A 22,531-nucleotide genomic window follows, 5' to 3' on the forward strand; every position below is an offset into this window, starting at 1 on the left:
CTCAATGAGCATCGGGCGGCGGTGCGGTGTTGCCGAACGGGCGCGAGAACAGCACGCTCAGCAGGCCGACCAGGAAACAGAGCGACAGGGCGTAAAACGTGTCGGAGAACGTGAGCACGAGTGCTTCGCGCATCAGCAGCGCGTGCAGTTGGCCGAGCCCGGCGTTGGCCGCGTTCAGCGCGTTGCCGCCCACCGCCGCAAAATGCGCGCTTTGCTGCTGCAAGATCGATTCGACCACCGGACGGCCCACGTTCAGATGTTCATCGAGCCGCTCGTAGTGCAGGTTCAGGCGGTCGTTGAGCATCGTGCTGCTCACCGCAATGCCGATTGCGCCGCCCAGGTTACGCATCAGGTTGAACAGACCGCTTGCGGAGCGAAGCCTCGACATCGGCAATGAACCGAGCGCCATCGTGACAATGGGCGGAATGCAGAACTGCTGACCGATGCCGCGCAACGCTTGTGGGATCAGCAACTCCTGCCAGCCCCACTGATTGGTCAGCGGCACATACAGATAACAGCCGACGCCGAACAGCACCAGGCCGAACACCAGCAGGATCCGCATGTCGATGAAGCGCGCGACCACCGAATACGCCACCATCGCGACCAATTGAAAACAGCCGACCGACAGCAACGCCACGCCGATCTGCAACGAATCGAAGCCACGCACACGGGACAGGAACACCGGCGTCAGGAACACCGCGCAGAAAATCCCGATCCCGGTGATGAACGACAGCAGACTGCCAATGCCGAAGTTGCGGATCGCCAACGCGCGCAAATCGACGATCGGCTCTTTCGCGGTGAACGCATGCACGATGAACAGGAATCCGCAGATCGCCGTTATCCACGCGCACGTCAGGATCACGTCGTCGCCGAACCAGTTCTTGCGCGGCCCCTCCTCCAGCACGTATTCGAGGCAACCGAGAAAACCGGACATCAGAAGGATGCCCAGGTAATCGCCTTTCTTCAGCAGCGACAGTTCGACGTTGTCGAAATGCACGTATTTCGGCACCATCAGCGCGACGGCCAGACCCGGCACCAGGTTCAGATAGAACAGCCAGTGCCACGACCATTGCGACGTGATCCAGCCGCCGATCACCGGACCAATGGTCGGCGCGAGCGTGGCGAGCGCGCTGATGGTGGTGGATGCAATCAGCCGCTGCTTGCCGGGAAACAGCACGAAGGCCGTGGTGAACACCGTCGGGATCATCGCGGCGCCGAGCGCGCCCTGCAAACCGCGGAACAGGATCATCGAGTTGATGTCCCACGCGAGACCGCACAACATGCTGGTGATCGTGAAGCCGAGCGCGGAAAACGCGAACACCCAGCGCGTGGAGAACACGCGGGTGAGCCAGCCGGACATCGGAATCACCAGAATCTCAGCGATCAGATACGAGGTTTGCACCCACGAGAGTTCGTCCTGGCTCGCGGACAAACCGCCGCCGATATCCTTGAGCGACGACGCCACGATCTGGATATCGAGCGTCGCCATGAAAAACCCCACGCACATCAGCGTGAACGCCAGGACTTTGGTTCGCGTCGGCAGGTCGGCGGGGTTGGCGAGAACTTGGGTCATGATCGGCTCATCCGCGCGCCGGCGCGTTGCCGGAACTCACATGCACTTTCACCGTGGCCGACAGACCGGGGCGCAGCACGCCTTGCATTTCCTTCGGCACATTCAGCCGCACACGCACCGGCACGCGCTGCACGATCTTCGTGAAGTTGCCCGTGGCGTTCTCGGCAGGCAGCACGCTGAACGTCGCGCCGGTGGCCGGGGCCAGACTTTCCACCACACCGTGAATCGCAGTGCTCGATGCGTCGAGATCGACATCGACGCTGTCGCCGACGCGCATCTTCTTCAACTGGTCTTCCTTGAAGTTGGCGTCGATCCACAATCCGCTCGACGGCACCACGGTCAGCAGCGACACGCCGGTGTTCGCCAGCAGGCCGACACGCGCCGTGCGATTGCCGATATAGCCGTCGATCGGCGAGCGAATCGTCGTGTACTCCACATTCAGCGCCGCGACACGCTGGGCGGCTTGCGCCGTCGCGATACGCGCCTCGGCGTCGCCGATTTGCGCGTCGAGCACCGCGATCTGACGTTGCGCCGCGATCAGCGCGGCGCCGCTGCGATCGACCGCCGCACGCGCTTTGGTCAGATCGGCATCCGCGCGTTCGACCACCTGGTTCGATACCGCGTCGTCCTTCACCAGTTCGCGGTAGCGCGTCTGGTCCGCGGCGCTGCGCGTCAATTCGGCGCCGGACGCGCGCACCTCGGCGGCCTGCTCGTTGATGGTGGCGAGTTGCAAGGATTTCTTCGCCTGCAGTTCGATCACCGCGGCTTGCGCGCTCTGCACTTCCGCCGTGGCCTGGGCGAGCCGCGCGTCGTAATCGCGCGCATCGAGCCGGATCAACACCTCGTTCGCGTGGACGAACTGGTTGTCGTGCACGAGCACATCCGTAACGAAGCCGTTCACCTTCGGCGCCATCACGGTGACATCGCCGCCCACGTAGGCATCGTCAGTCGTTTCGACGAAGCGGCCGACGAAGAACCAGTACGACGCAGCAAGCGCCAGCACGGCAATCACCGTGATGACCGCGAGCAGCATCCACGGAATGCGCCGTGCCGGTTTGGCGGTCTGCGCCGCGCTCGGCGGGGCGATAGTCGATGGAGTAGTGGACATGGTTTCGATATGTGCGTATGCACTCGTTACGTTAAAAAAAACGGCGCGTGGATTGCGCCGGCTGTACGTCGCCGTATCCGCGACTTCAGATTGAATCCCGTGTGATGGCGAACAATTCGCCTCGCAATGCAGCCGCGCGCCGTTCGCCGAAACGATGCTCGAATTCGGCTTGCGCGGCATGCCAATGCTCGCCCCCTGCCTTGAGACGCGCCTCGCCTGCAGGCGTGAGCGTGATCGTCAGCGCCCGCGCGTCGGCACCGAGCGCCTCGCTCGACACGAGGCCGTTGCGGCGCAGCGGCTGAATCGTGCGGACCAGGGTGGTGCGTTCCATGCGCATGACTTCGGCCATTTGCTTCATCGTCATGGGGCCGGTGCGTTTGAGCCGTCCCAGCAGCGAAAACTGCGTAATGGTCAGCCCGACATTCGCCAGGTGCCGGTCGTATATCTGCGAGACATAACGCGCGGCCTGGCGGATGGCAAAGCAGTCGTCGTCGAAGAGCCCTTCCATTGCTGCACTTCCTCGTTTGTGAGTGCGTATGCACATAAGCAGACGAACCGATGCTCGTCGGAACGAGCAGGTGCGCCTCAACTAGCCGGTGATGCTGAAGAGTTCGGCGCGCAGCGTTTTGGCGCGCGCATGGCCGAACTTCTTTTCAAACTCGTCCTGTGCGGCGCGCCACGCAATGGCCGCCTGATCGAACGTGGCTTCGCCCTTGTCCGTCAAGCTGAACAGAAGCGTGCGGCCGTCATGTTCCGCCGATTCGGCCACCACCAGCCCGTCGCGCTGCAGGGGCTTCATAGCGCGGACCAGCGTGGTGCGTTCCATCACCATGGCGTCGGCCAGATCCACCATGGGCAGATTCGGCATGCGCGCGAGCTTGGCGAGAATCGTGAACTGCGCAGCCGTCAAGCCTACTTCGCCGAGGTGGCGTTCGTAGATTTGCGTGACGTGCCGGGCCGCCTGGCGCAGCGCGAAGCAGTTGCATTCGTCGTAAGAGATGGGACGGTTCATGAGGTGGAGTCTATATGTGCATACGCACAGAGTCAAGTTTGGCTATTTTGAACACAGTGTTGCTGAATTTGGGCAACGGCCTCATCCATGTTGCTTCCCGCTACATGGGGTTACCCACGCGAAAGTGTTATTTTTTAGCACGTCTGCCATATCAACGGGCCAAATCACTGTCCCTTCAGTGCACCAGCACATTGTTGATCTGGACCACGTCGGCAATGCTCAGGGCGGCTGTGTCGCCCTTGAGTTGCATCAACGCGACGATGGCGTCATAACGAGCCGCCAGCAAATCGCGTTGCGCAGAATAGAGTGCGTCGATCGCTCTGAGCACGTCGCTGGCCGTCCGGCTGCCCACGCGGAAGCCGACTCGGGTGGCCGCCAGCACTTCTCGCGATGACGCCACCAGATGCGTGAGCAGGTCGATTCGCGTGCGCCCGTACTGATAGCGGCTGTAATCGTCGCGTGCCGCGGCTTCGGCGTCCCGCGTGGCGCCCGTGAAGCCCTCTTGCGCCTTGTCTTCCAGCGCCGATGACGCCTCCACCTTTGCCTGTGTCTCACCGCCGGAAAAAATCGGTATCGACACGGCGAGCATGCCCGTCGTGGTGGTTGTCGGACGCGAATAGCCGGATGCCGCGCCGGCCGGGGTATAGCTTCCGGTCAGGTAAACCGAGGGCAAGTGCGCCGATTGCGCCTTGCTCACTTCCATCCGGGCAATCTGCCAGTCCAGTTGTTTCAGTTGTACGTCAAACGCGTGATTCTTTGCCTGGGCGGCCCATGCCTCGACGTCCTCAGGTTGCAGGCGCGGCATGGGCAGCGAGTCAGGCAATCGCGCGAGCGTCTCGAACGGCACGCCAGTGGCTTGCTCGAACGCCCGGCGCTTTGCAAGCAAGGTGTTTTCAGCATCCATCCGCTCGAGCGCAACCTTTTCACGCGCGGTCTGGGCGTCGCGCAGATCGATCAGCGTTGCTTCACCCGCCGCTTTGCCCCGATTGATCAACTGCAGGTGCTGATCGACCGCGGCCGCGTATTCGCTCACGCGCCTCAATTCATCCTCGGCGACAAGCGCTTCGAAATAGACACGCACGGCGCGCAGAATCGCCGCCTGTTGCGCGGCATTCAGTTCGACAGCGCCGCGCGCTTCGACAAAATCCGCCTGCTTGTAATTGCTCCATTTCGTCCAGTCGAACAACGGCTGCGCGATATTGACGGTCCAGCCCGATTGCCAGTAGGTCGTGGTCGGAAAACCATCTGTCGCGAGGCGATTGTAGGTGCGCCCCCAGCCTGCGGAAATCTGCGGCAGTAATCCCGCACGCGCCAGCGGAACGGCCTGCTGCGCGGCCGCGTAGCCCGCACGTGTCTGCGCGAGGCTGGAGTCGCGGCCGAGCGTCTGCTGCGTGACGGTGAGGAGGTCAGCCGCAAATGCGGGACTCGCCATGGCGCAAAACAGGTGCACCGCAACGCGCGCGACACGGAACTTAAGCATGGATCGGCTCCGGCAGAGGATGTAAGTGCTCGGGCACCAGTGCACCGTCTACAAGGCGATACCGAACGTCGAACGCGGCTGCCAGTGACCGGTCGTGGGTGATCACGACAACCGTGCAGTTCAGCCGGCGCAGCAAGGCAGCCACGTGTTGCACCGAAGCCGGATCCAGATTGGACGTGGGCTCGTCGAGCAGCAGCAGACTTCGGCCCTGATAGAGCGCACGCGCCAACAGCAGGCGTTGCCGCTGGCCAGCGGAGATGTTCGCAATCGTGTCGCTAATCACGGTTCGGGTGCGCATCGGCAGACGCATGACGTCCTGCATCAATCCGACGTCTTCGAGCAGCGTGTGTACGCGGTCTTCGTCGATACTGGCTGCAAATAAGGTGACGTTTTCGGCAATCGAGCCGTGCAGAATCAGATCGCCCTGACGCATGTGGGCCGCATGCCGGCGGATTTCGTCGATAGTCAGATTGGGCCATGCGATGCCGTTGAGCATGATCTGACCTTCCTGAAGCGGTTCGGCAGCCGACAGCAGTTTGAATAACGTCGATTTCCCCGCGCCCGACGGACCCGTAATGGCGATCTTGTCGCCATGCCGGATATCGATGCTCACGTCCCGCAGAACCGGCTGGTCGGACACGCCGTAGCGAAACGTGACGTTGCGCACCTCGATACGCTCGAACATACGTATCTCCGTCACACGGTTGCGCTCGGCAAGCGGCGTATATCGCTCTTCCTCGCACTCGACGATATCCGCCACGCGCGCGGTCGGCACGCTCAGCATGAAATACGCGAACGCGCCATTGACGGCATGGGCAAAGCGCTCGGACATCAACGACTTGTAGATCAGAAACGAATAGAACACGCCCACGGAAACGCTGCCGGCCAGCATCAGCCGCGCGGCGAACCAGGTGATCGCAATCGTGTCCGCGTACTGGACCAGTTTGAGGATCGCGTCGCGCGCGCTGTTCAACCTGTTACTCGCCAGCAGTGCGCCCACATATTCCTTGTACTTGATCATGTAGAGCGCCGTACGGCGCGTCTCGCCCTGCGCGAGCTTGATCAGGCTCGCAGCCCGGATCGTTTCGATCAATGCGTCGTCGCATCGCGCCGACGTTTCCAGCACAAGCGCGTGGTTGTCCCGCATGCGCGCGAACATGCCCAGCGCGACGGCAAGATAGAGGATGAACATGGCCACGGCGACGGCCGTCAGCATGCGGCTCTGCACCAGCATCAGACCCAGCGCCAGAGATCCCACCGCGATGTCGATGCACATCGACGTGACGGTTCGGGTCGCATAGACGCTGATCTCGTCCTGCGCCTTGACGCGTGCGAAGACATCGCCGACATGACGCTTTTCGAACCACGACATCGGGTTGCGCAGGAGATGGCCGAGCAATCCCTCGGTCATGTTGACCTGCGTAAGCTGATGCAGCAGTTCGACAAGGCGCGACTCCACATACTGGCTCAGCGCCCCGACCGCGAAAATGCCGGCAAATGTCAGCACTAACACGCCCAGCAAATTCAGGTTGTCCGCGGAGACCACGTAGTCGAGCACGAGGTTGCCGAGATAAGGCATGGCGAGAATCGCAAACTGGCTTCCCAGTGCGACGAACATGACTTTCGCCAGTTGTCTGCGCAGTGCGGGATTCAATCCCCGCACGCGTGCAAGCGCACCGGGCACCGGCGATTTCGCGCGAATACGCGGCATGGAAGGCGTTGCCGAACATTCCAGCAGATAACCGGACACGCTCGCCATAAATGTACCCATCGAGACCCGCCGCCGCCCGTTGGCCGGATCGAGGACTTGAACGTAGCCATGCCCGCACTTCTCGAACACCACGAAATGCGCGCCGCCGAAGTGAAGAATCGAGCCTCGCTTGACCGAATGAAGATCCGCCATGTCGAACCGGTAGGCCTGTACGGCCAGGCCGAAGTCGGTCGCCACGTCGTAGAGATCCATCAAAGTCAGGCCATTTGCCGAGATTGGCCTGAACGCGGACAACTCGCGCACTTCAGTCGCGCGGCCGAGATGTGAAAGCACCATTGCCAGGCAGGCATAGCCGCATTCCGCGACTTCGTTCTGATAGATCGTTCGCACCGGGTCTCCTGTTAGCCTCTGATCATGCGGAAAAGCGGCGCCAGCACCCATTCGGCGATCGTCCTGCGCTCGACGACGATGCTCGCCGTTGCGCGCATCCCCGGCAAGATGTCGAAATGTTGCTTGCCGTAGTCGAACGTCTTGCCCCGCAGCGTTGCCCACGCCAGATAGTCGCCGTCTCCACCGCCTTGAGCGGCCAGCGAGGCTGGAACGCCAGGAGGCGCTGCGGAGGCCTGCATCGTCGTGTCGGAAATAGCGTCGATGCGGGCTTCGTAGCTGCCGAATTTCGCGTACGGAAACGCATCGAATTTAAGCCGCACGGTCTGACCTTTTTCGACGAACCCGCGACGCCGCGACGGAATGCGCAGCGCGGCCCGCAACGCGCCCTTCTCGTCCGTCGCGATGACGAGCGCGACGTCGGATGCCTCCAGCGTGTGACCCGGCACGAGTTTCGAAAACGTAACGACTCCCGCCCGCGGTGCCGAGATCGTTGCGTCGAGGCGCGATCGCTCGAAGCGCATCTGGATTTCCTGAATGCTTTGTTCGTGCCTGGCGTCGTTCTCTTTCAGTTGCGCATCAAGGTCGATCAGCGTGCCGCTTAACGTCGATATCTCGCCGCGCAACTGTTCGCGGCGCGCCCTGCCTTGAGCAAGGGAAACCTTGACCTGATGCTCGTCCGCGCTGGCCTGCTCGATCCGATCGGCTGGCACGTAGTCCGACACCGACTTGAGGCGCACGAGCTTCTGCTGCGATTCGTCCGCAAGCTGGCGGTTCTGGGCGATCTGTTCATCCAGCGCGCTGAGTTCCGCTCTCCGGCTCGCGCCGGTCAGCGATGAAGCATCGCGCTGCGCGGTGAGTTGCGCCTTGCGCTGCGTGTACTGCTCGTCTGCGACACGAATCTGCTCGTCGCGCATTTGCGAGTCGAACACATTGCGCTGGCGGCCGTCGCTCGATAACGATAGATCGCGCTGCAGTGTGAACAAGGGCGCACCCGACGCCACACGTTCCGACGGGTGCACGTACACCGACGTCACGAGTCCGCTCAAACCCCGCACCTTCACTTCAGACGGCGACACGATTTCGCACTGCACGTCCTGCTTGAGCTCGACTTCATGCAGAAAGCCGAAGCCAATCGCCACCACCACGATTGCCGACGCGGCATAGGCGATCCAGCGCCAGGAAATGTCCTTGAACTGCGGAATACTGGTTGGTTCCATTACCGTCCTGCCGCCTCTCTTCTGAGACGAGATGTGTCTTTCCAACGCTGCTCGTGTGGCTTATCTGGCCGGCGCAAATGCGTACATTGAAGGATGTCCGGCGGCCAGTGAGCGCGCATAGTTCTCTCTCAGCGCTTTCTCGATGCAGTCGGCGACACGTTGAGGTGCGTCGCTTTGCGCGAGCTCGATCGGCTCCAGCACGACGGCACTGAAACGCCCACGTTCGAAGCGCAGATAGAACGGCAGCAGTAGCGCGTCGAGCGGCGCGCCCATACGGAATACGCCGTTATGAATACGCGCCGAACGGCCGAACATGGACACGCCGACCGTCTCCATCGGATAGCCGCTCAACGCGAATGGCGGCGCGTCGGAAAACAGCACGACGACGCCGTTGCGTCTGAGCGAGCGCGCCGCGCGCAATCCCAATCCGCCGCGGTTCGTTTCGCTATAGGTGTGAAGGATGTCGATGTGCGGAATCATCGCCTCATCGCTTCCGTAGATGTCTTGCGGCACGCCCGATACGACACCGATGGACGCGAGACCGAGTTGCTTGCGCAGTTCGTCGATCAAATAAATGTTTGCGTATTGCGAGAGGTAGTGGAACGGCGAAACGATGACCGCCCGCTCCGGCGTCGCTGTTTTCACTTTCCTGATGATCTGCGCGAGGACGCCAGCCGCGCGTTGCAAATCCGGCCAGGCTTCCGCGCGATTGCGCTGGCGGCCGAAATGAAGCCGCTGATCGATCAGTTTCTCGAGCACCCTGCCCGACAGGACGCGATGGTCGTCAATCTGTTCGAGCTTCAACACGTCGCGCCCGACATCCCGCCGCTCAATACCGCTCCAGCGTAGCCGAGCGTTGAAACGACTCCCCACGTACCACGCGAAAATTGCAAGCGGTTCGATCGCACGCAGAGGTATGCGCGCGAGACAGGCGCCTTGCACCCAGGCGCGGCCGCGCCTCGCACCGCGCCTGACGGCAACGGGCAACGCGCGCAACGCTTTTAACAACCCCATGCTGGCTCCTTCGTCACGGTGACATAGCCGTTCCGCGGGAACGCCATCATTCGTCATCTGAACGCGAAGGCCGATCGCGAACGATCGGGCTTCGCGAGACTGCGGGCGGGTAATCAGCCCGCCCTTACACCCTTAACGCTGCTTAGTTACGCCCCCCGTGGCAATTCGGTGCCGGTGCCGGAGCCGGCTTCGCCGGTGCACAGTAGCCCTTGCAGCAGCCACCGGCGATTTTCGATTGAGCCAGCGCGTTACGATCGATCTTTTGCATTTTCTTGCCTTTTTTGTGAAATAAAGTTAGTACAGCTATAACTACAGACTACGACCTACAAAACATGGCTTTGCCTCCAGGGAGACTCGGCCAATTCTCGAATCTTTATCCATCTGGGCCACGCAGATTTTCGGACAGCCCCGAGTCGGGACATCGCGCGTGAGCGCCCCCGGCTATTTCAGTGATGCCCGTTCCCGCGCTCGACGTCCGACCACAAAACAACCGAATTACGTGCATACACTTTCATCGGCATGATGTTCGTGAACAGCATCAGACGCTCGGCGCCTTCCGTCTGGTCCGCAGTGGCGACATTCGCAGCGACGTTGTCGCCAACCGTCTCCTGCTTGATGACCCACTCATTCCATCGCGACGCAGTCTCCGGATCCGTCGGCTCGGCGCTGCCGTTGGCCAAGTCGCGCCGGACGCCGATGTCAATCGGATCCGTGCCGGCCGGCCCCAGATGCGGCACCGGCACATAACCGGGACTGCTCGCGTTCGGGCCAACAGAGTCCGGCGCGCTGACACTCATGCCGTTCTTCGGCAAAACAATGTCCGCTGCGACTCCAGGTTCGTTGCTCAGCGCGATGCCTCGCTGACGAACAAACACCGAACCCCGAATATTCGCCGACGCCTGCGAGTAGCCCGAACCGCCGCTCGCACTCCCACCGAAAGTCGCGTAGGCACTCTGGTACTGCGCATTGCCACCACCTATAGTCGACCGTTCCGAATGCGTTCCGTATATGCCGTAACGCAGTTCATCCGCGGTGCCGGCGGAGCCCGCGAGCATGGCCTGCTCGGACCAGCCGGCACGACTGTCATGCATCAGGCCCGCCGACAGCGACGAAGCGCGCTCTACCTTGCCTAGCGGCACCGAGACGCTTGCGAACACCTGATTGCTCATTGGCCCTGCCAACCCGTTTCGCTGACGGGAAACCGATACGGTGTAGTTCAGATTCGCTTCGGCCACACGTAATGCGCCGGTGTAGCCGATCTGAAACTGCGTATCGGAGCCCGAACGGTTCCAGGCATTCGATGTCGAGCCGACCACATAAAGCGAACCGTCACCGGCGCCGACGCGCTGGTTCAGGGTGATCTGCAACTGGTTGCGCCGGCGTTTGATGCCGTCTGCGCCAGAACCCGCTTGCATTGCGTCCCGCCCCAGCATCGCGTCGCGCAGCGTGAAGAAGCCACCGGATGAGTAGCCGTACGCCGCGACGGACACGTTCGTATCCGTCTGCTCGATGAACTCGCTATAGCCGATGCGCAGGCTTGTGCCGCGCATACTCCGTGCATGCGATACATCGGCCTGAGCCTCCGAGACATCGGCCGACAGTGCGCCGATCGGCGTACGGAGCGCTGCGCCGATCAGGCCGGACAGATAGCCGTCGGCGACGATCGCCCCGCCATAGCCCGTCATCACGCTGTTGATACCGTGCTGAACCGCGCCTTGCAGCAAAGCGCCGTGATGCCTGATCTGCGCGTCACGGGTCGCGCCACCGACGATGCTGAAGCGCGTCGAGCCTGGCCGCACAAGCGGTACGACAGATGTATACGGCACGGTGAAACTGTGCCGACTTCCATCCGCCTCCGTCACGGTAACGAGCAGATTGCCGCCGTACCCTGTTGGTGCAACGTCATCAATCTCAAACGGCCCTGGCGCAACTGTCGCTTCGTATAAACGGTTGCCGTTCTGCGTAACGGTGACCAGCGCATTGGACATCGCCACGCCGCGCACCACAGGTGCGTAACCGGGCAGCGACCCAGACACCGCGCTATCGACACTCTCCATCTTTACGCCACGCACGCCGATGCTGTCGAACACAGCGCCGTCCGTGAACTGGTCCCCCAGCACGAGCTGGCTCTTCAACGAGGGGATGTCACGCTGCAAATAAGCCGCGACATTCTGGTAGGACGTGCCCCGCCCCGTATTGGACTGCAACACACCCCGCTCGCGCACTCGCCAGTTGCCGATATTGACGCCGGCAGTTAAGCCAAGATAACTCTGTGTGTCCGCTGCTCCTTCGCTGGACGTATGGAACGTATTGAACGCGTAGCCGAGCGCCGCCGACGGACTCTCAGCGTACGGATTCACGACAGGTTCGCTTGTGGGCACAGGCACTTCAGGCACTGTTACCGAAGCATCGACGCGATCGTCGTTGCGCTGGCCGCTGAACACGCTACCAACGCCGGCAAGCGCCTGCGCGTGCCCGGACGCCGGCACGCAAGCGCCGAGCGCGCCGAACATCAGCGCATGGGTATGCCTGAACGCACGCCTATTCAATCCCCGCGCGAATTCGGACTGTCTTTTCCCCGCCATTTCAACCGTCAGTGTTCGTTATGCGTGTAGCGATGTGCACGTTGCTCTGCGTGGCCGCGTTTCTAACAAAAGTATCGGCGTTGGCGCTCGCGCCCGCTAGACGATTTCACTGAGAGAAGGCCGGAACTTTCCCAAACGGGCCGCAAGTTTTACGCGCGGCAAAAGCGTTGAGCGGCATTGCTGCATTGTCGAGTGCAGACGTCTGTCAGGGAGAGATCCGCGCATGCGGGAAAGGAAAAGGGAGGGTAACCGTGATCGTGGCAGCCTCGACACACGGGTCGCGGTCTGAACCTTATCCAGGCCGGGAAAGCAATGTGAAATAGATCGGGAATGCGCGGCGCGGCCCCTACAGCGCCAGCACCGTCACACCCACTTCCACCCGATGCGCGCCGCCGCCGAGAATCATCCCGCGCAGCAAGGACACGTCGCTGTAATCGCGGCCGATGGCGAGCGTCACGTGATCCATATCGGCCAGCACGTCATTGGTCGGATCGAGATCGATCCAGCCGCTGCCGGGGCAATACACCGACACCCACGCGTGCGACGCATCCGCACCGATCAGTCTCGGCTGTCCCGGCGGCGGATCGTTGCGCAGATAGCCGCTCACGTAACGCGCCGGCAAACCCAGCGAGCGCAAGCAGCCGATCATCACCTGCGCGAAGTCCTGGCACACGCCGCTCTTCAATTCGAAGGCGCGTTCGGCCGGCGTATCGAACATCGTCGCGGAAGGCTTATAGGCGAAGTCTTCGTGAATGCGGTGCATCAGATCGATCGCACCCGCGGCGATGGGCATGCCGGGCGGAAAACTCGGCAACGCATAGTCGCGCAAGGACGGACGCGGCACGATATTCGGCGACGCGAAACAGAACTCCACCTCGGGCCGGAACTGGCCGCCGACGCGAAAGCGCAGCGCATCGGCCACGTCGTCCCATTCGGGCGTCGCTTCCGGATCGAGATCGGTCCAACGCGGCATGAGCGCCACGGTCGTTTCGCTGACGAGTTGCAAAGCGCTCATGCGGCGCATCCAGCGCGAAATACAGCACGTCGTTGCCGAATGCGTCGATCCGGCTATTCAGATACGACGGTTCGGGTTCGATCTTTTCGCTGTGCGAGACCACCCGTTGCCACGAACAGGCAATCGGCCGGATTGTCGCGAGATGCTGCGCGGTCTCCACATACGTGGAGTAGCGATAGGTCGTGCGATGCGAGACGGACAGCACGGTCGGCGTGTGCTTCATGACCACACCTGCGAGGCGACCGTGCTGGCATGACTGAAATAGCGCGCGCTGATTTCATGCGCGGCCGCGCCGACGAAGCCGCCGATCTGATCGCACACCGCAATCAGATTGACGTACGTGCCGTTTTCGTCCACCTCGCACAGCGATTCGAGCGTCGGCAACAGATCGGTCGGCGCCATCATTTCAGCGAACGGACGATGCCGCGTGCTGCCCGCCGCCACGGCGATCTCGTCGAGCTTTTTGCGCAGGCGCTCGTACACGCCGTAGATGCCGCGCGGATTGGTCGGCTCGATGACCAGCAGGTCGAGCAAGGCCGGCACTTCGAAGCGGCCCGGATAGAGCGAGCGGTACGTCAGCGTGCTGTCGAACAACTGCAGCAGCAGATCGAAACCGGCGGGCGTAGAAAGCTGGCCTTTGTCGGCGACCACGCGCAGAAACGAGGTCATCGCCGATACGCGTTCGATGTGGCGGCCCACGAACAGCAAACGCCATGCTTCGTCGCGTGTCATGCGATCGCCCTGTGCGCCGCTGATCGCCGACAACTGCACCGACAGGTGTTCGAGCGCGTTCATCAGCGTCACGCGGTCGTACCGGTCGTAGCGTTCGCCGCGGCCGTTACCGTTACCTTGTGATGAAGATGAACCATTACCGTAACCCGGTGCAGGCATCAACATCTGCAACGCGTCGCGGAAGTCGTTGCGCGCCGCGAGAATCGTGCGCCAGTGATCGTTCGACAGACGCCCGCGCACTTCCCCGTTCGAGCGCGCCTGCGAGGTCAGGTTCTGGCCGATGCTCGCGGCGCCGGTGCTCTCGCTCAGATTGGCGACCAGCGCACGCTCGAAAGCTGGCGGCGAATGCGGCGCGAACATGTCGCCGGATTGCACGAGCCCGCAGTGCATGGCGAGTTCGACCAGAGTCGGAAACATCGCGTCGGCATCATTGCCTTCCAGCGAGCCGAGGATAAGACGCAACAGCCGCACGTTGTTTTCAGCGCGTTCGCCATAACGGCCTGCCCAGAACAGGTTTTCCGCCGCGCGGCTCGACACGGTGCGATGCTTGCGCGCGAGGTCGGCGGGCTGCATCGGCGAAGGCAGCAGCGTGAAGGTCGAGGTCGGCTGGCTCGACAGCACCCACGTATCGACGCTGCTGCCGCCGTACTGCATCGACACGGTGGCCTGGCGTTCGGCGGCCATGCGGGTGAAGCCGCCCGGCATCACATGCCAGCCGCCGTTGACGTCCGCAATCGCATAGACGCGCAGCACCGACGGACGGCGGCCAACGGTGCCTTCCTCGTAACGCGGCGTGCAGGAAAAGCGCTGCGCCTGCTGGATCGTGTAGGTGTCGGGCATGGCCTCGATCCGCTCGCGCCACGTCGATAAGCGCTGCCGGCCTTGCTCCACGCCGGGCGGCGCATCGCGTCCGGTGACCGGCCACGTCGGCACGACGAACGCTTCGTCGAGACGCGCGAACGCATGGTCGCGCGCCGCTTCTTCGCCGCACCACCACGTCGCCACGCTCGGCAACACGAGGTCTTCATCGAGCAGCACTTCGGCAATGCCGGGCAGAAAACCATGCAACGCCGGCGATTCGACGAAGCCCGAGCCCGGCACGTTCGAGACGATCACGTTGCCCGCGCGCATCACCTGCAACAAGCCGGGCACGCCGATGCTCGAATCGGCGCGCAGTTCGACCGGGTCGCAGAACGCATCGTCCAGACGCCGCAGCACCACATGCACGCGTTCGAGACCGGCGAGGGTCTTCAGATAGAGCTTGTCGTCGCGCACGGTCAGGTCCTTGCCCTCGACCAGCGTCACGCCGAGATAGCGCGCCAGAAACACGTGCTCGAAGTAGGTTTCGCTGAACGGCCCCGGCGTGAGCAAGGCAATATGCGGCGAATGCTCGGCGTCTTCGCTGTCGTGCCGCATCGTGGCCTGCGCCGCCTGCACGAGTGTCGCGATCAGTTGCGAGTAGGTCGGCGCGAGCCGGCTCACATGCATGGCGCGAAACGGATCGGCGAACAGCGTCGACACGATCAGGCGGTTTTCCAGCGCGTAACCGAGGCCGGAGGGCGCCTCGGTGCGATGCGCCATCACGGTCCAGTCGCCGTTGGGCGTGCGCGCCAGGTCGACCGCGACCACTTGCAGAAACTGGCCGCCCGGCGGCGCGTAGCCCTTCACCGAGCGCAGATAGCCCGGGTGGCCGAAGACCAGCGCGGGCGGCAATTGTCCGCGCTCCAGCAAGGTTTGCGGCCCGTAAATGTCCGCGACGATCGCGTTGAGCAGATGCGCGCGCTGCGTCACGCCATGCTCGATATGCGCCCACTCGTCCTCGCTGATCAGGAACGGCAGCAGGTCGAGCGCCCACGGCCTCGGCTCGCCGTTATCCGCGTAGACGTTGTAGCTGATGTCGTTGTCGCGAATCTGCTGCGCGACCGAGGCGAGGTGATCGTCGAGCCGCGCAATGCCGTCTTCGCCGAGCCGCTCGAAGAATTGCCGCCACGGTTCGCGCAACGCGCCCGAGGTGTCGCGTAACTCGTCCCAATGTCCCTCGTGGGCCGGCAGCAGGCGCAACAGGGACGAAGCGTCCGCGCGCGCCGCGGACGTTTCGAAGGGAAAAGTCGATTGAAAGGCCAAGGTCGTGTCGTTTTAAGAGTGTGCTGGTTTCACCAGTAGCGCAGATCCAGTGTGAACGGAAACTCCAGACTGCGATGCGGCGCATCGACCGTGAGCGGCCCCGGCGTATGTCCCGACGCGAAGAAGCGCGCGCGCCGCCGGCTTTCCGCCTCATAGGCGTTGACCGGAAAGGTCTGGTAATTGCGCCCGCCCGGATGAGCGACATGATACTGGCATCCGCCCACCGAGCGGCCAGCCCATGTGTCGACCAGATCGAAAGTCAGCGGCGCATCCACGCCGATGGTCGGATGCAACGCCGACGGCTGCGCCCACGCGCGAAAGCGCACGCCGGCCACATATTCGCTGACGCGGCCGGTCGGTTGCAAGGGCACCGGCACGCCGTTGACGGTCAGGACATGGCGGTTGTCGTTCAGACCGAGCGCGCGCACTTCGAGCCGCTCCACCGACGAATCCACGTAGCGCACCGTGCCGCCCGGCGAGCCCTCCTCGCCCATCACGTGCCACGGTTCGAGCGCGTTGCGGATGGTCAGCGAGACGCCGTTCACCGTGGTCTCGCCGACCAGCGGGAAGCGGAATTCGAAGTGCGGCGCGAACCAGCTGCTGTCGAAGGCGAAGCCCGCGCGGTTCAGTTCGCCGAGCACGTCGTCGAAATCCATCTTCACGAAGGTGCCGAGCAGGAAGCGGTCGTGCAGTTCGGTGCCCCAGCGCGTGAGCCGCTGTGTGTACGGCGTGTGCCAGAAACGCGCCACCAACGCACGCAGCAGCAGTTGCTGCACGAGACTCATGCGCGCGTGCGGCGGCATTTCAAAACCGCGCAATTCGAGCAGGCCGAGACGGCCGGTCGGACCATCGGGCGAATAGAGTTTGTCGATGCAGAACTCGGCGCGGTGCGTGTTGCCCGTCACGTCGATCAGGATATTGCGCAGCGAGCGGTCGATCATCCACGCCGGCAGGCTCGCGCTGTCGCGGCCGCCGAGCATGTCGATCTGCCGTTGCAATTCGCGGAACGCCACTTCGAGCTCGTAGACCTGATCGTTGCGCGCTTCGTCGATGCGTGGCGCCTGGCTGGTCGGCCCGATGAACAGCCCGGAAAACAGATACGACAGCGACGGGTGGTTGTGCCAGTACGCGATCAGGCTCGCCAGCAGATCGGGACGGCGCAGGAACGGACTGTCGGCGGGCGTCGCGCCGCCGAGCACGAAGTGATTGCCGCCGCCGGTGCCGGTGTGCCGGCCGTCCGTCATGAACTTTTCGCTGCTCAGATAGCTCTCAGCCGCCGACTGATACAGATACTCCGTGTGATCGACCAGTTGATCCCAGTTCGCCGCGGGATGAATGTTCACCTCGATCACGCCGGGGTCCGGCGTGACCTGCAGCACTTTCAGACGCGCGTCGCGTGGCGGCGGATAGCCTTCGAGCACCACCTGCATACGCAACTCGGCGGCCGTCGCTTCGACGGCGGCGAGCAGGTCGAGATAGTCGTCGAGTTCGGTGAGCGGCGGCATGAACACATGCAGCAGCGTGCGGCCGCTGCCGAACGCGTCCGTTTCGGCCTTCGGACCGGCCGCGCGTTTCGGGTCGCGCGCTTCGACGCAAATCGCCGTACGAATCGTTTCTTTCGACGACTGGCCGCGCGCCGGCGCCGCCTGGTCGCCGGGCTGACGCGCATAGGCCAGCACGCCGCCGGCTGGCATGCCGCTCAGCAACTCCGCCGCCGAGGACGACAACGCCGCCGCGCGCCGCGCGTCGGCGGGACTCATGGTGCGCTGCTCGCCGTCGTATTGCATGCGTAACTGCGCGGCTGAACGCAACGGCACGGGCGGCGCAAACGGATCGTGCGCGTGCTGGTACGGATAGTCGGTCTTCGACACCCACGGCAGCGAATCGAGCGGCAAGCGATAACCCATCGGCGAATCGCCCGGAATCAGGAACATGCGCTCGTCGCGGAAAAACCAGCGGCCGCTGACCCATTGCGGCGCCTCGCCGGGCACCTCGCGTTCGCGCGCGAGCGGCAGCACAAAGCCGGTCGCGCCGCCCAGCCCCGCGTCGAACACTCGGCGCAGGCGCACGCGCTCCAGTTCGTCGTCCAGCCGTGCGTCGAAGGGATCGACGTTGACCGGCAGACGGCGCTCGCGCCACAGGTAGTACCAGACGTCCTCGAAACCGGGCTGGATGCAGTCCGTGTCGAGCGAAAGCCTGGTCGCCAGATGCGCGAGGAAGCGTTGCGCGTCCGCGGCGGTGTAGGTGCCGGGCTCGCGTTCGTCCGCGAACAGCGCCGGGTCGTGCCAGCAAGGCTCGCCGTCGGCGCGCCAGTACAGCGACATCGCCCAGCGCGGCAATTGCTCGCCCGGATACCACTTGCCCTGGCCGATATGCAGGAAGCCGTTCGCGCCGTACCGCGAGCGCAGCTTGTCCATCAGCGCGACCGCGTAGCCGCGTTTGGTCGGGCCGAGCGCGTCGGTGTTCCATTCGGCGGCGTCGCGATCGCGCACCGAGACGAAGGTCGGCTCGCCGCCCATCGTCAGACGCACGTCCATGTCGGCGAGCTGCCCGTCGACCTGCGCGCCCATTTTCAGCACATCGGCCCATACCGCTTCGCTGAACGGCTTGGTGACGCGCGGCGTCTCCAAGACCCGTTCGATCGACATGGTGTGGTCGAACTCGACCTCGGACTCGTCGACGGCGCCGGAGATCGGCGCCGCGCTGCCCGGCTCGGGCGTGCAGGCGACGGGGATATGCCCTTCGCCCGCCAGCAGCCCGGAGGTCGGATCGAGGCCGATCCAGCCGGCACCCGGCAGATAGACCTCGCACCACGCGTGCAGGTCGGTGAAGTCGACTTCGGTGCCGCTCGGGCCGTCGATGGATTTGACGTCGGGCGCGAGTTGCAGCAGGTAGCCGGACACGAAGCGCGCCGCCAGCCCCAATTGCCGCAAGGTCTCCACCAGCAGCCAGCCTGAATCGCGGCACGAGCCGGCGGCGCTCACGAGCGTTTCCTCGGGCGTCTGCACGCCCGGCTCCATGCGGATCAGGTAGCGAATCTCGCGTTGCAGCCGCTGATTCAGGGCGACGAGGAAGTCGGCGGTGCCGGCCGGCGTGCGGTCGATACTCGCGACGAACTCGGCGAAGCGCGGCGTCATCGGCCGCTTGACGCGGTACGGCGCGAGTTCCAGCGCGAGGCCGGGCGAATAGTCGAAGGGAAACTGCTCGGCCGATGGCTCGAGAAAGAAGTCGAACGGGTTGTAGACGGCCATCTCGGCGACCAGATCGACGGTCACCTTGAATTCGCGCGTCTTCTCGGGGAAAACGAGCCGGGCCTGATAGTTGGCGAACGCGTCCTGCTGCCAGTTGATGAAGTGCTCGGCCGGCTCGACCCGCATCGAATACGACAGGATGGGGGTCCGGCAATGCGGCGCAGGCCTAAGACGCACGACCTGGGGCGACAGTGAAACCAGCCTGTCGTAACGGTAATGTGTGACATGATGCAACGCGACGCGTATGGACACACCGGACTCCTGGACGAAGGATGGCAGCCCGCCAAAAAGCAAGCTTCATGCCGTTTACTGAACGCTTGTTGAACAAGTGCGAAAAACTGCGTGAACTGCCTGTACTGCCCGGATCACCGCCTCTCGTGAAGTATGCCGCGCCTCGCCGACCGTCCGCTCGATCGAACCAAGCGCCCTTCCACCGCCGTTTTCAAGGCCGCGCACCAAAGCGGCGCAGCGCTCATGCACGATCATGCACGTAATGTGCGTTAAACCAGTGACGTCTGGCAAATGCGGCATGAAGATTGCGGCAGGTGTTCGCTTATGACTGCCCTCCTACCTCCCAAACTCGACCGATGAAAACCTTCCACTGCAATCACTGCTCGCACCTCGTGTTCTACGAAAACGTTCGTTGCGAACGTTGCGAGTCATTGCTCGGCTATGTGCCTGAACTGGCGGAAATCAGCGCGTTCGAAGATGCCGGCGAAGGCCGCTGGCGCAGCCTGCATCCGGGCGCCGAAGGCGCGCTGTTCCGTCAATGCCACAACTATGCCGTCGAAAACGTCTGCAACTGGATGATTCCCGCCGACTCGCCGGACGTGCTGTGCCGCGCCTGCCAGTTGACCCTCACGATTCCGAATCTGAGCGCGCCGGACAACCGGCTCTACTGGTACCGGCTGGAGATGGCCAAACGCCGTCTGCTGTACACGCTGGCCGAACTCGGCCTCGACGTGAAGTCGCGCCAGGCCGATCCCGAGCACGGCCTCGCCTTCGAATTCCTCGAGGACGGCGGCGACGGTTCGCGCGTCATGACTGGCCATGATAACGGGCTCATCACGCTGAACATCGCCGAGGCCGACGACGCGTATCGCGAGAAAGTCCGTACCGCGATGGGCGAGCCCTACCGCACCTTGCTCGGCCATTTCCGGCACGAGACCGGGCACTACTACTTCAGCCAACTGGTGGAGAACAACCCGCGCTGGCTCGAGCCGTTCCGCAAACTGTTCGGCGACGAGAGCGTCGATTATGGCGAGGCGCTGAAGGCTTACTATCGCGACGGCGCGCCGGCCGAGTGGCAGGCGTCGTATATCAGCGCGTATGCCACGATGCATCCCTGGGAAGATTGGGCCGAGACGTGGGCGCATTACATGCTGATCGTCGACGTGCTGGACACGTCGACCTCGTACGGTGTGGCGCTCCTTCCCGACGACCCGAGCGAGCCGACGCTGACCGACCGCACGCCGGTGGAAGACGCGAGCTTCGAGAATCTCATGAAGCGCTGGTTTCCGCTCACCTATGCGCTGAACAGCCTGAATCGCAGTCTCGGCATGCCGGACGGGTATCCGTTCACGCTGGCGGCGCCGGTGGTGGAGAAGCTGCGCTTCGTGCATCGCGTGATCGAAGGGGCTGGCGACAAGTCGCAGCCGAGAGAAGCGGCGACGCCGCCGGGTCAGGGTGCGGCGCAAACCGGCGCGCAGCCGGCGGCGCCGATCGAGGCTTCACCCGCGCCGCTGCAATCGGTGGACGTGACACCTGCGCCGCAGCAGCCCGTGGCGTCCGAGCCGCCGTTACAGCCCGCGCCTGTCGCCGCTCAGGCAGCCCCGGCGAAGCGGGCTACGAGGCGGCGCTAGCCGGGTGAGCTCGAAGCCATCGTGACGTGCAAGGCGATCGCTCATACCGCGCGCGTGCCGGTCAAATTCCATTTCATGACATGCTGGAGCGAAAGCATCGATCTTGCGTAAGTCAGAAAGTCGATTTACGCGACGCTGCCGGAATCGAATGTGGACGTCTATGGCTTCAACCGATTCAATACGCGACGTAAGGCCCCGTGCCGCCGGGCGTCGGCTGCTGCTCGACGGCGGCGTACACATTGCGGCCATAAAAAAACGGCAGCCCCCAATCGAAGATCGCGGACGTGACGAAAGCCGGTCCCGCCAGCAGCGGCAGCGCCGAATTGCCGCTATACATCTGCGCAATCGTCGTGGCATTGCCGACGCTGAAATTCACCGTGCTCGTGGCGCCGTTCACGCCCTGGATCAGCGCGCTCAGTTGCTCGGTCGACACCGGGCAGTAGTACGCACTGTTCGGGCTCGCGCAGACCGGCAACGCGCTGGTCTGGAAGAACAGGCCCGTCGAGCCGCTGTCCAGGATACTGCGCGAATACGTGGTGCCATTCTGCACGGTCGTGAAGGTGCCATTCGACGGATTCACGCCGATCACCAGCGCGCCGCCCAGCGAATTGTTGGTCTGCGTGCCGATGCCGAACACCAGTTGCCCGGTGACCGACTGCGCGGCGCCCGATACCGTCGGCAGGCTCAGCATCGAACCATTGTTGTCGGCGGCGAAGTACGGAATCGGATTAGCCACCTGCAGCTCTTCGGCGAGGGGAATCGACGTGCATGTCGTGCCGCTGCAGCCGTAGTACGTGCCTGCCAGCGCCTGCTGCACGCAGTTCGCGCCGCAATCGTGCTTGAACACGCCTATGCCGAGAATGCCGTTGGCCTGCAACGTGTCCGGCGTGTTGCGCGATGCGCCGAAGTTCGCGCAATCGGCGGGTAGCGTTGCGTAGTTCGGGTCGATGACCTGGATCGGCAGGGAGGCAGCTTTTTCATCGGCAATCTGCAGATCGGCGAGCTTGACCGGGCCCCACGTGTAGCCGTCGAAGAACTGCATGCATTCGGCAACCAGATGGCCCGATGCGTCTTTCTGTTGCGGCAGCGTCATCGAAGCGGGCAACTGGGATGCGAACAGGCGCAGGCCCCACGACCCGGTATCGACCAGCACGTGGTCGATGGTTTGACATTGCGTCGTGCCCGGCGTGCAGATCGTGAGGCTGACGAACGGCATGTTCGGCACATCGCTCACGCCGGAATCGACCGTCACGCTCACCGCGTTCGCGGCCAGCGTCTGCGACGACGGCGAGGTGCTGGCCACGGAGGGACCGGACGAAGTGCCGGTCGAACCATTGGTGCCGGCCGCGCTGCCCGAGCCGCTGGAGCTGCCGCCCCCGCCGCCGCACGCACTGACGAGCAACGCGAGCAGCGCTGCGCACAGCAAAGTCTTGAACGAAGACCTATGTCGCATGATC

The 22,531-nt window shown here is 63.4% G+C and carries 13 protein-coding genes and 1 pseudogene; 1 reads left to right on the forward strand and 13 read right to left on the reverse strand.

Annotated elements, in window-relative coordinates; translation table 11 throughout:
- Position 1: 1 nt before the first annotated feature.
- From B0G74_RS26570 to B0G74_RS26625, 12 genes and pseudogenes are all read right to left on the reverse strand, one after another.
- Positions 2-1,573 carry a DHA2 family efflux MFS transporter permease subunit gene (locus B0G74_RS26570; RefSeq protein WP_132377898.1) on the reverse strand — a complete coding sequence of 524 codons (1,572 nt, stop codon included), beginning with the start codon at positions 1,571-1,573 and terminating at the stop codon, positions 2-4.
- Positions 1,574-1,580: 7 nt separating this feature from the next.
- Positions 1,581-2,681, reverse strand: a complete 1,101-nt coding sequence (locus B0G74_RS26575; protein ID WP_207915700.1) for an HlyD family secretion protein — start codon at positions 2,679-2,681, stop codon at positions 1,581-1,583.
- Between the two features lie 85 nt (positions 2,682-2,766).
- Entirely contained in the window at positions 2,767-3,189 is a 423-nt protein-coding gene (locus B0G74_RS26580) for a MarR family winged helix-turn-helix transcriptional regulator (RefSeq protein ID WP_132377900.1), read from the reverse strand.
- An 81-nt stretch (positions 3,190-3,270) separates the two neighbouring features.
- A complete protein-coding gene (locus B0G74_RS26585) occupies positions 3,271-3,693 on the reverse strand; it encodes a MarR family transcriptional regulator (RefSeq protein ID WP_132377902.1) in 423 nt (140 codons plus the stop codon).
- Positions 3,694-3,868: 175 nt separating this feature from the next.
- Positions 3,869-5,173 (reverse strand): TolC family outer membrane protein, encoded by a 1,305-nt coding sequence (locus B0G74_RS26590; protein ID WP_132377904.1) that lies wholly within the window; start codon positions 5,171-5,173, stop codon positions 3,869-3,871.
- The gene (locus B0G74_RS26595) at positions 5,166-7,274 is read right to left on the reverse strand and encodes a peptidase domain-containing ABC transporter (RefSeq protein WP_132377906.1); all 2,109 of its coding nucleotides are present in this window, start codon (positions 7,272-7,274) and stop codon (positions 5,166-5,168) included. Before B0G74_RS26595 ends, B0G74_RS26590 begins: the two co-directional genes overlap by 8 nt.
- An 11-nt stretch (positions 7,275-7,285) precedes the next feature.
- Positions 7,286-8,491: an HlyD family efflux transporter periplasmic adaptor subunit gene (locus B0G74_RS26600; RefSeq protein ID WP_132377908.1), complete on the reverse strand. Its 1,206-nt coding sequence runs from the start codon at positions 8,489-8,491 to the stop codon at positions 7,286-7,288.
- Between the two features lie 60 nt (positions 8,492-8,551).
- Entirely contained in the window at positions 8,552-9,505 is a 954-nt protein-coding gene (locus tag B0G74_RS26605; RefSeq protein WP_165923927.1) for a hypothetical protein, read from the reverse strand.
- A gap of 446 nt (positions 9,506-9,951) precedes the next feature.
- Complete coding sequence (locus tag B0G74_RS26610; RefSeq protein WP_165923928.1) at positions 9,952-12,054, reverse strand: fimbria/pilus outer membrane usher protein; 2,103 nt, start codon at positions 12,052-12,054, stop codon at positions 9,952-9,954.
- Between the two features lie 382 nt (positions 12,055-12,436).
- Positions 12,437-13,328: pseudogene (locus B0G74_RS26615) on the reverse strand (transglutaminase family protein).
- The gene (locus tag B0G74_RS26620; RefSeq protein WP_132377912.1) at positions 13,325-15,961 is read right to left on the reverse strand and encodes a circularly permuted type 2 ATP-grasp protein; all 2,637 of its coding nucleotides are present in this window, start codon (positions 15,959-15,961) and stop codon (positions 13,325-13,327) included. The pseudogene B0G74_RS26615 and the gene B0G74_RS26620 overlap by 4 nt, the downstream one beginning before the upstream one ends.
- Positions 15,962-15,990: 29 nt before the next feature.
- Positions 15,991-19,464: a transglutaminase family protein gene (locus B0G74_RS26625; protein WP_132377914.1), complete on the reverse strand. Its 3,474-nt coding sequence runs from the start codon at positions 19,462-19,464 to the stop codon at positions 15,991-15,993.
- A gap of 335 nt (positions 19,465-19,799) precedes the next feature.
- Between B0G74_RS26625 and B0G74_RS26630 the strand changes: the two genes are divergently transcribed.
- Positions 19,800-21,074, forward strand: a complete 1,275-nt coding sequence (locus tag B0G74_RS26630; RefSeq protein ID WP_132377916.1) for a putative zinc-binding metallopeptidase — start codon at positions 19,800-19,802, stop codon at positions 21,072-21,074.
- Between the two features lie 175 nt (positions 21,075-21,249).
- Here the strand turns inward: B0G74_RS26630 and B0G74_RS26635 are convergent, their stop codons facing one another.
- Positions 21,250-22,527, reverse strand: a complete 1,278-nt coding sequence (locus B0G74_RS26635) for a DUF3443 domain-containing protein (RefSeq protein ID WP_132377918.1) — start codon at positions 22,525-22,527, stop codon at positions 21,250-21,252.
- Positions 22,528-22,531: the final 4 nt, after the last annotated feature.

Source organism: Paraburkholderia sp. BL9I2N2 (genome assembly GCF_004339745.1).
Classification (GTDB): domain Bacteria; phylum Pseudomonadota; class Gammaproteobacteria; order Burkholderiales; family Burkholderiaceae; genus Paraburkholderia.

What these genes read in the sequence shown, in the direction of transcription:
- B0G74_RS26570 (WP_132377898.1), bottom strand. Translation starts at nt 1,573, where the DNA reads ATGACCCAAGTTCTCGCCAACCCCGCCGACCTGCCGACGCGAACCAAA.
- B0G74_RS26575 (WP_207915700.1), bottom strand. Translation starts at nt 2,681, where the DNA reads ATGTCCACTACTCCATCGACTATCGCCCCGCCGAGCGCGGCGCAGACC.
- B0G74_RS26580 (WP_132377900.1), bottom strand. Translation starts at nt 3,189, where the DNA reads ATGGAAGGGCTCTTCGACGACGACTGCTTTGCCATCCGCCAGGCCGCG.
- B0G74_RS26585 (WP_132377902.1), bottom strand. Translation starts at nt 3,693, where the DNA reads ATGAACCGTCCCATCTCTTACGACGAATGCAACTGCTTCGCGCTGCGC.
- B0G74_RS26590 (WP_132377904.1), bottom strand. Translation starts at nt 5,173, where the DNA reads ATGCTTAAGTTCCGTGTCGCGCGCGTTGCGGTGCACCTGTTTTGCGCC.
- B0G74_RS26600 (WP_132377908.1), bottom strand. Translation starts at nt 8,491, where the DNA reads ATGGAACCAACCAGTATTCCGCAGTTCAAGGACATTTCCTGGCGCTGG.
- B0G74_RS26605 (WP_165923927.1), bottom strand. Translation starts at nt 9,505, where the DNA reads ATGGGGTTGTTAAAAGCGTTGCGCGCGTTGCCCGTTGCCGTCAGGCGC.
- B0G74_RS26630 (WP_132377916.1), top strand. Translation starts at nt 19,800, where the DNA reads ATGAAAACCTTCCACTGCAATCACTGCTCGCACCTCGTGTTCTACGAA.
- B0G74_RS26635 (WP_132377918.1), bottom strand. Translation starts at nt 22,527, where the DNA reads ATGCGACATAGGTCTTCGTTCAAGACTTTGCTGTGCGCAGCGCTGCTC.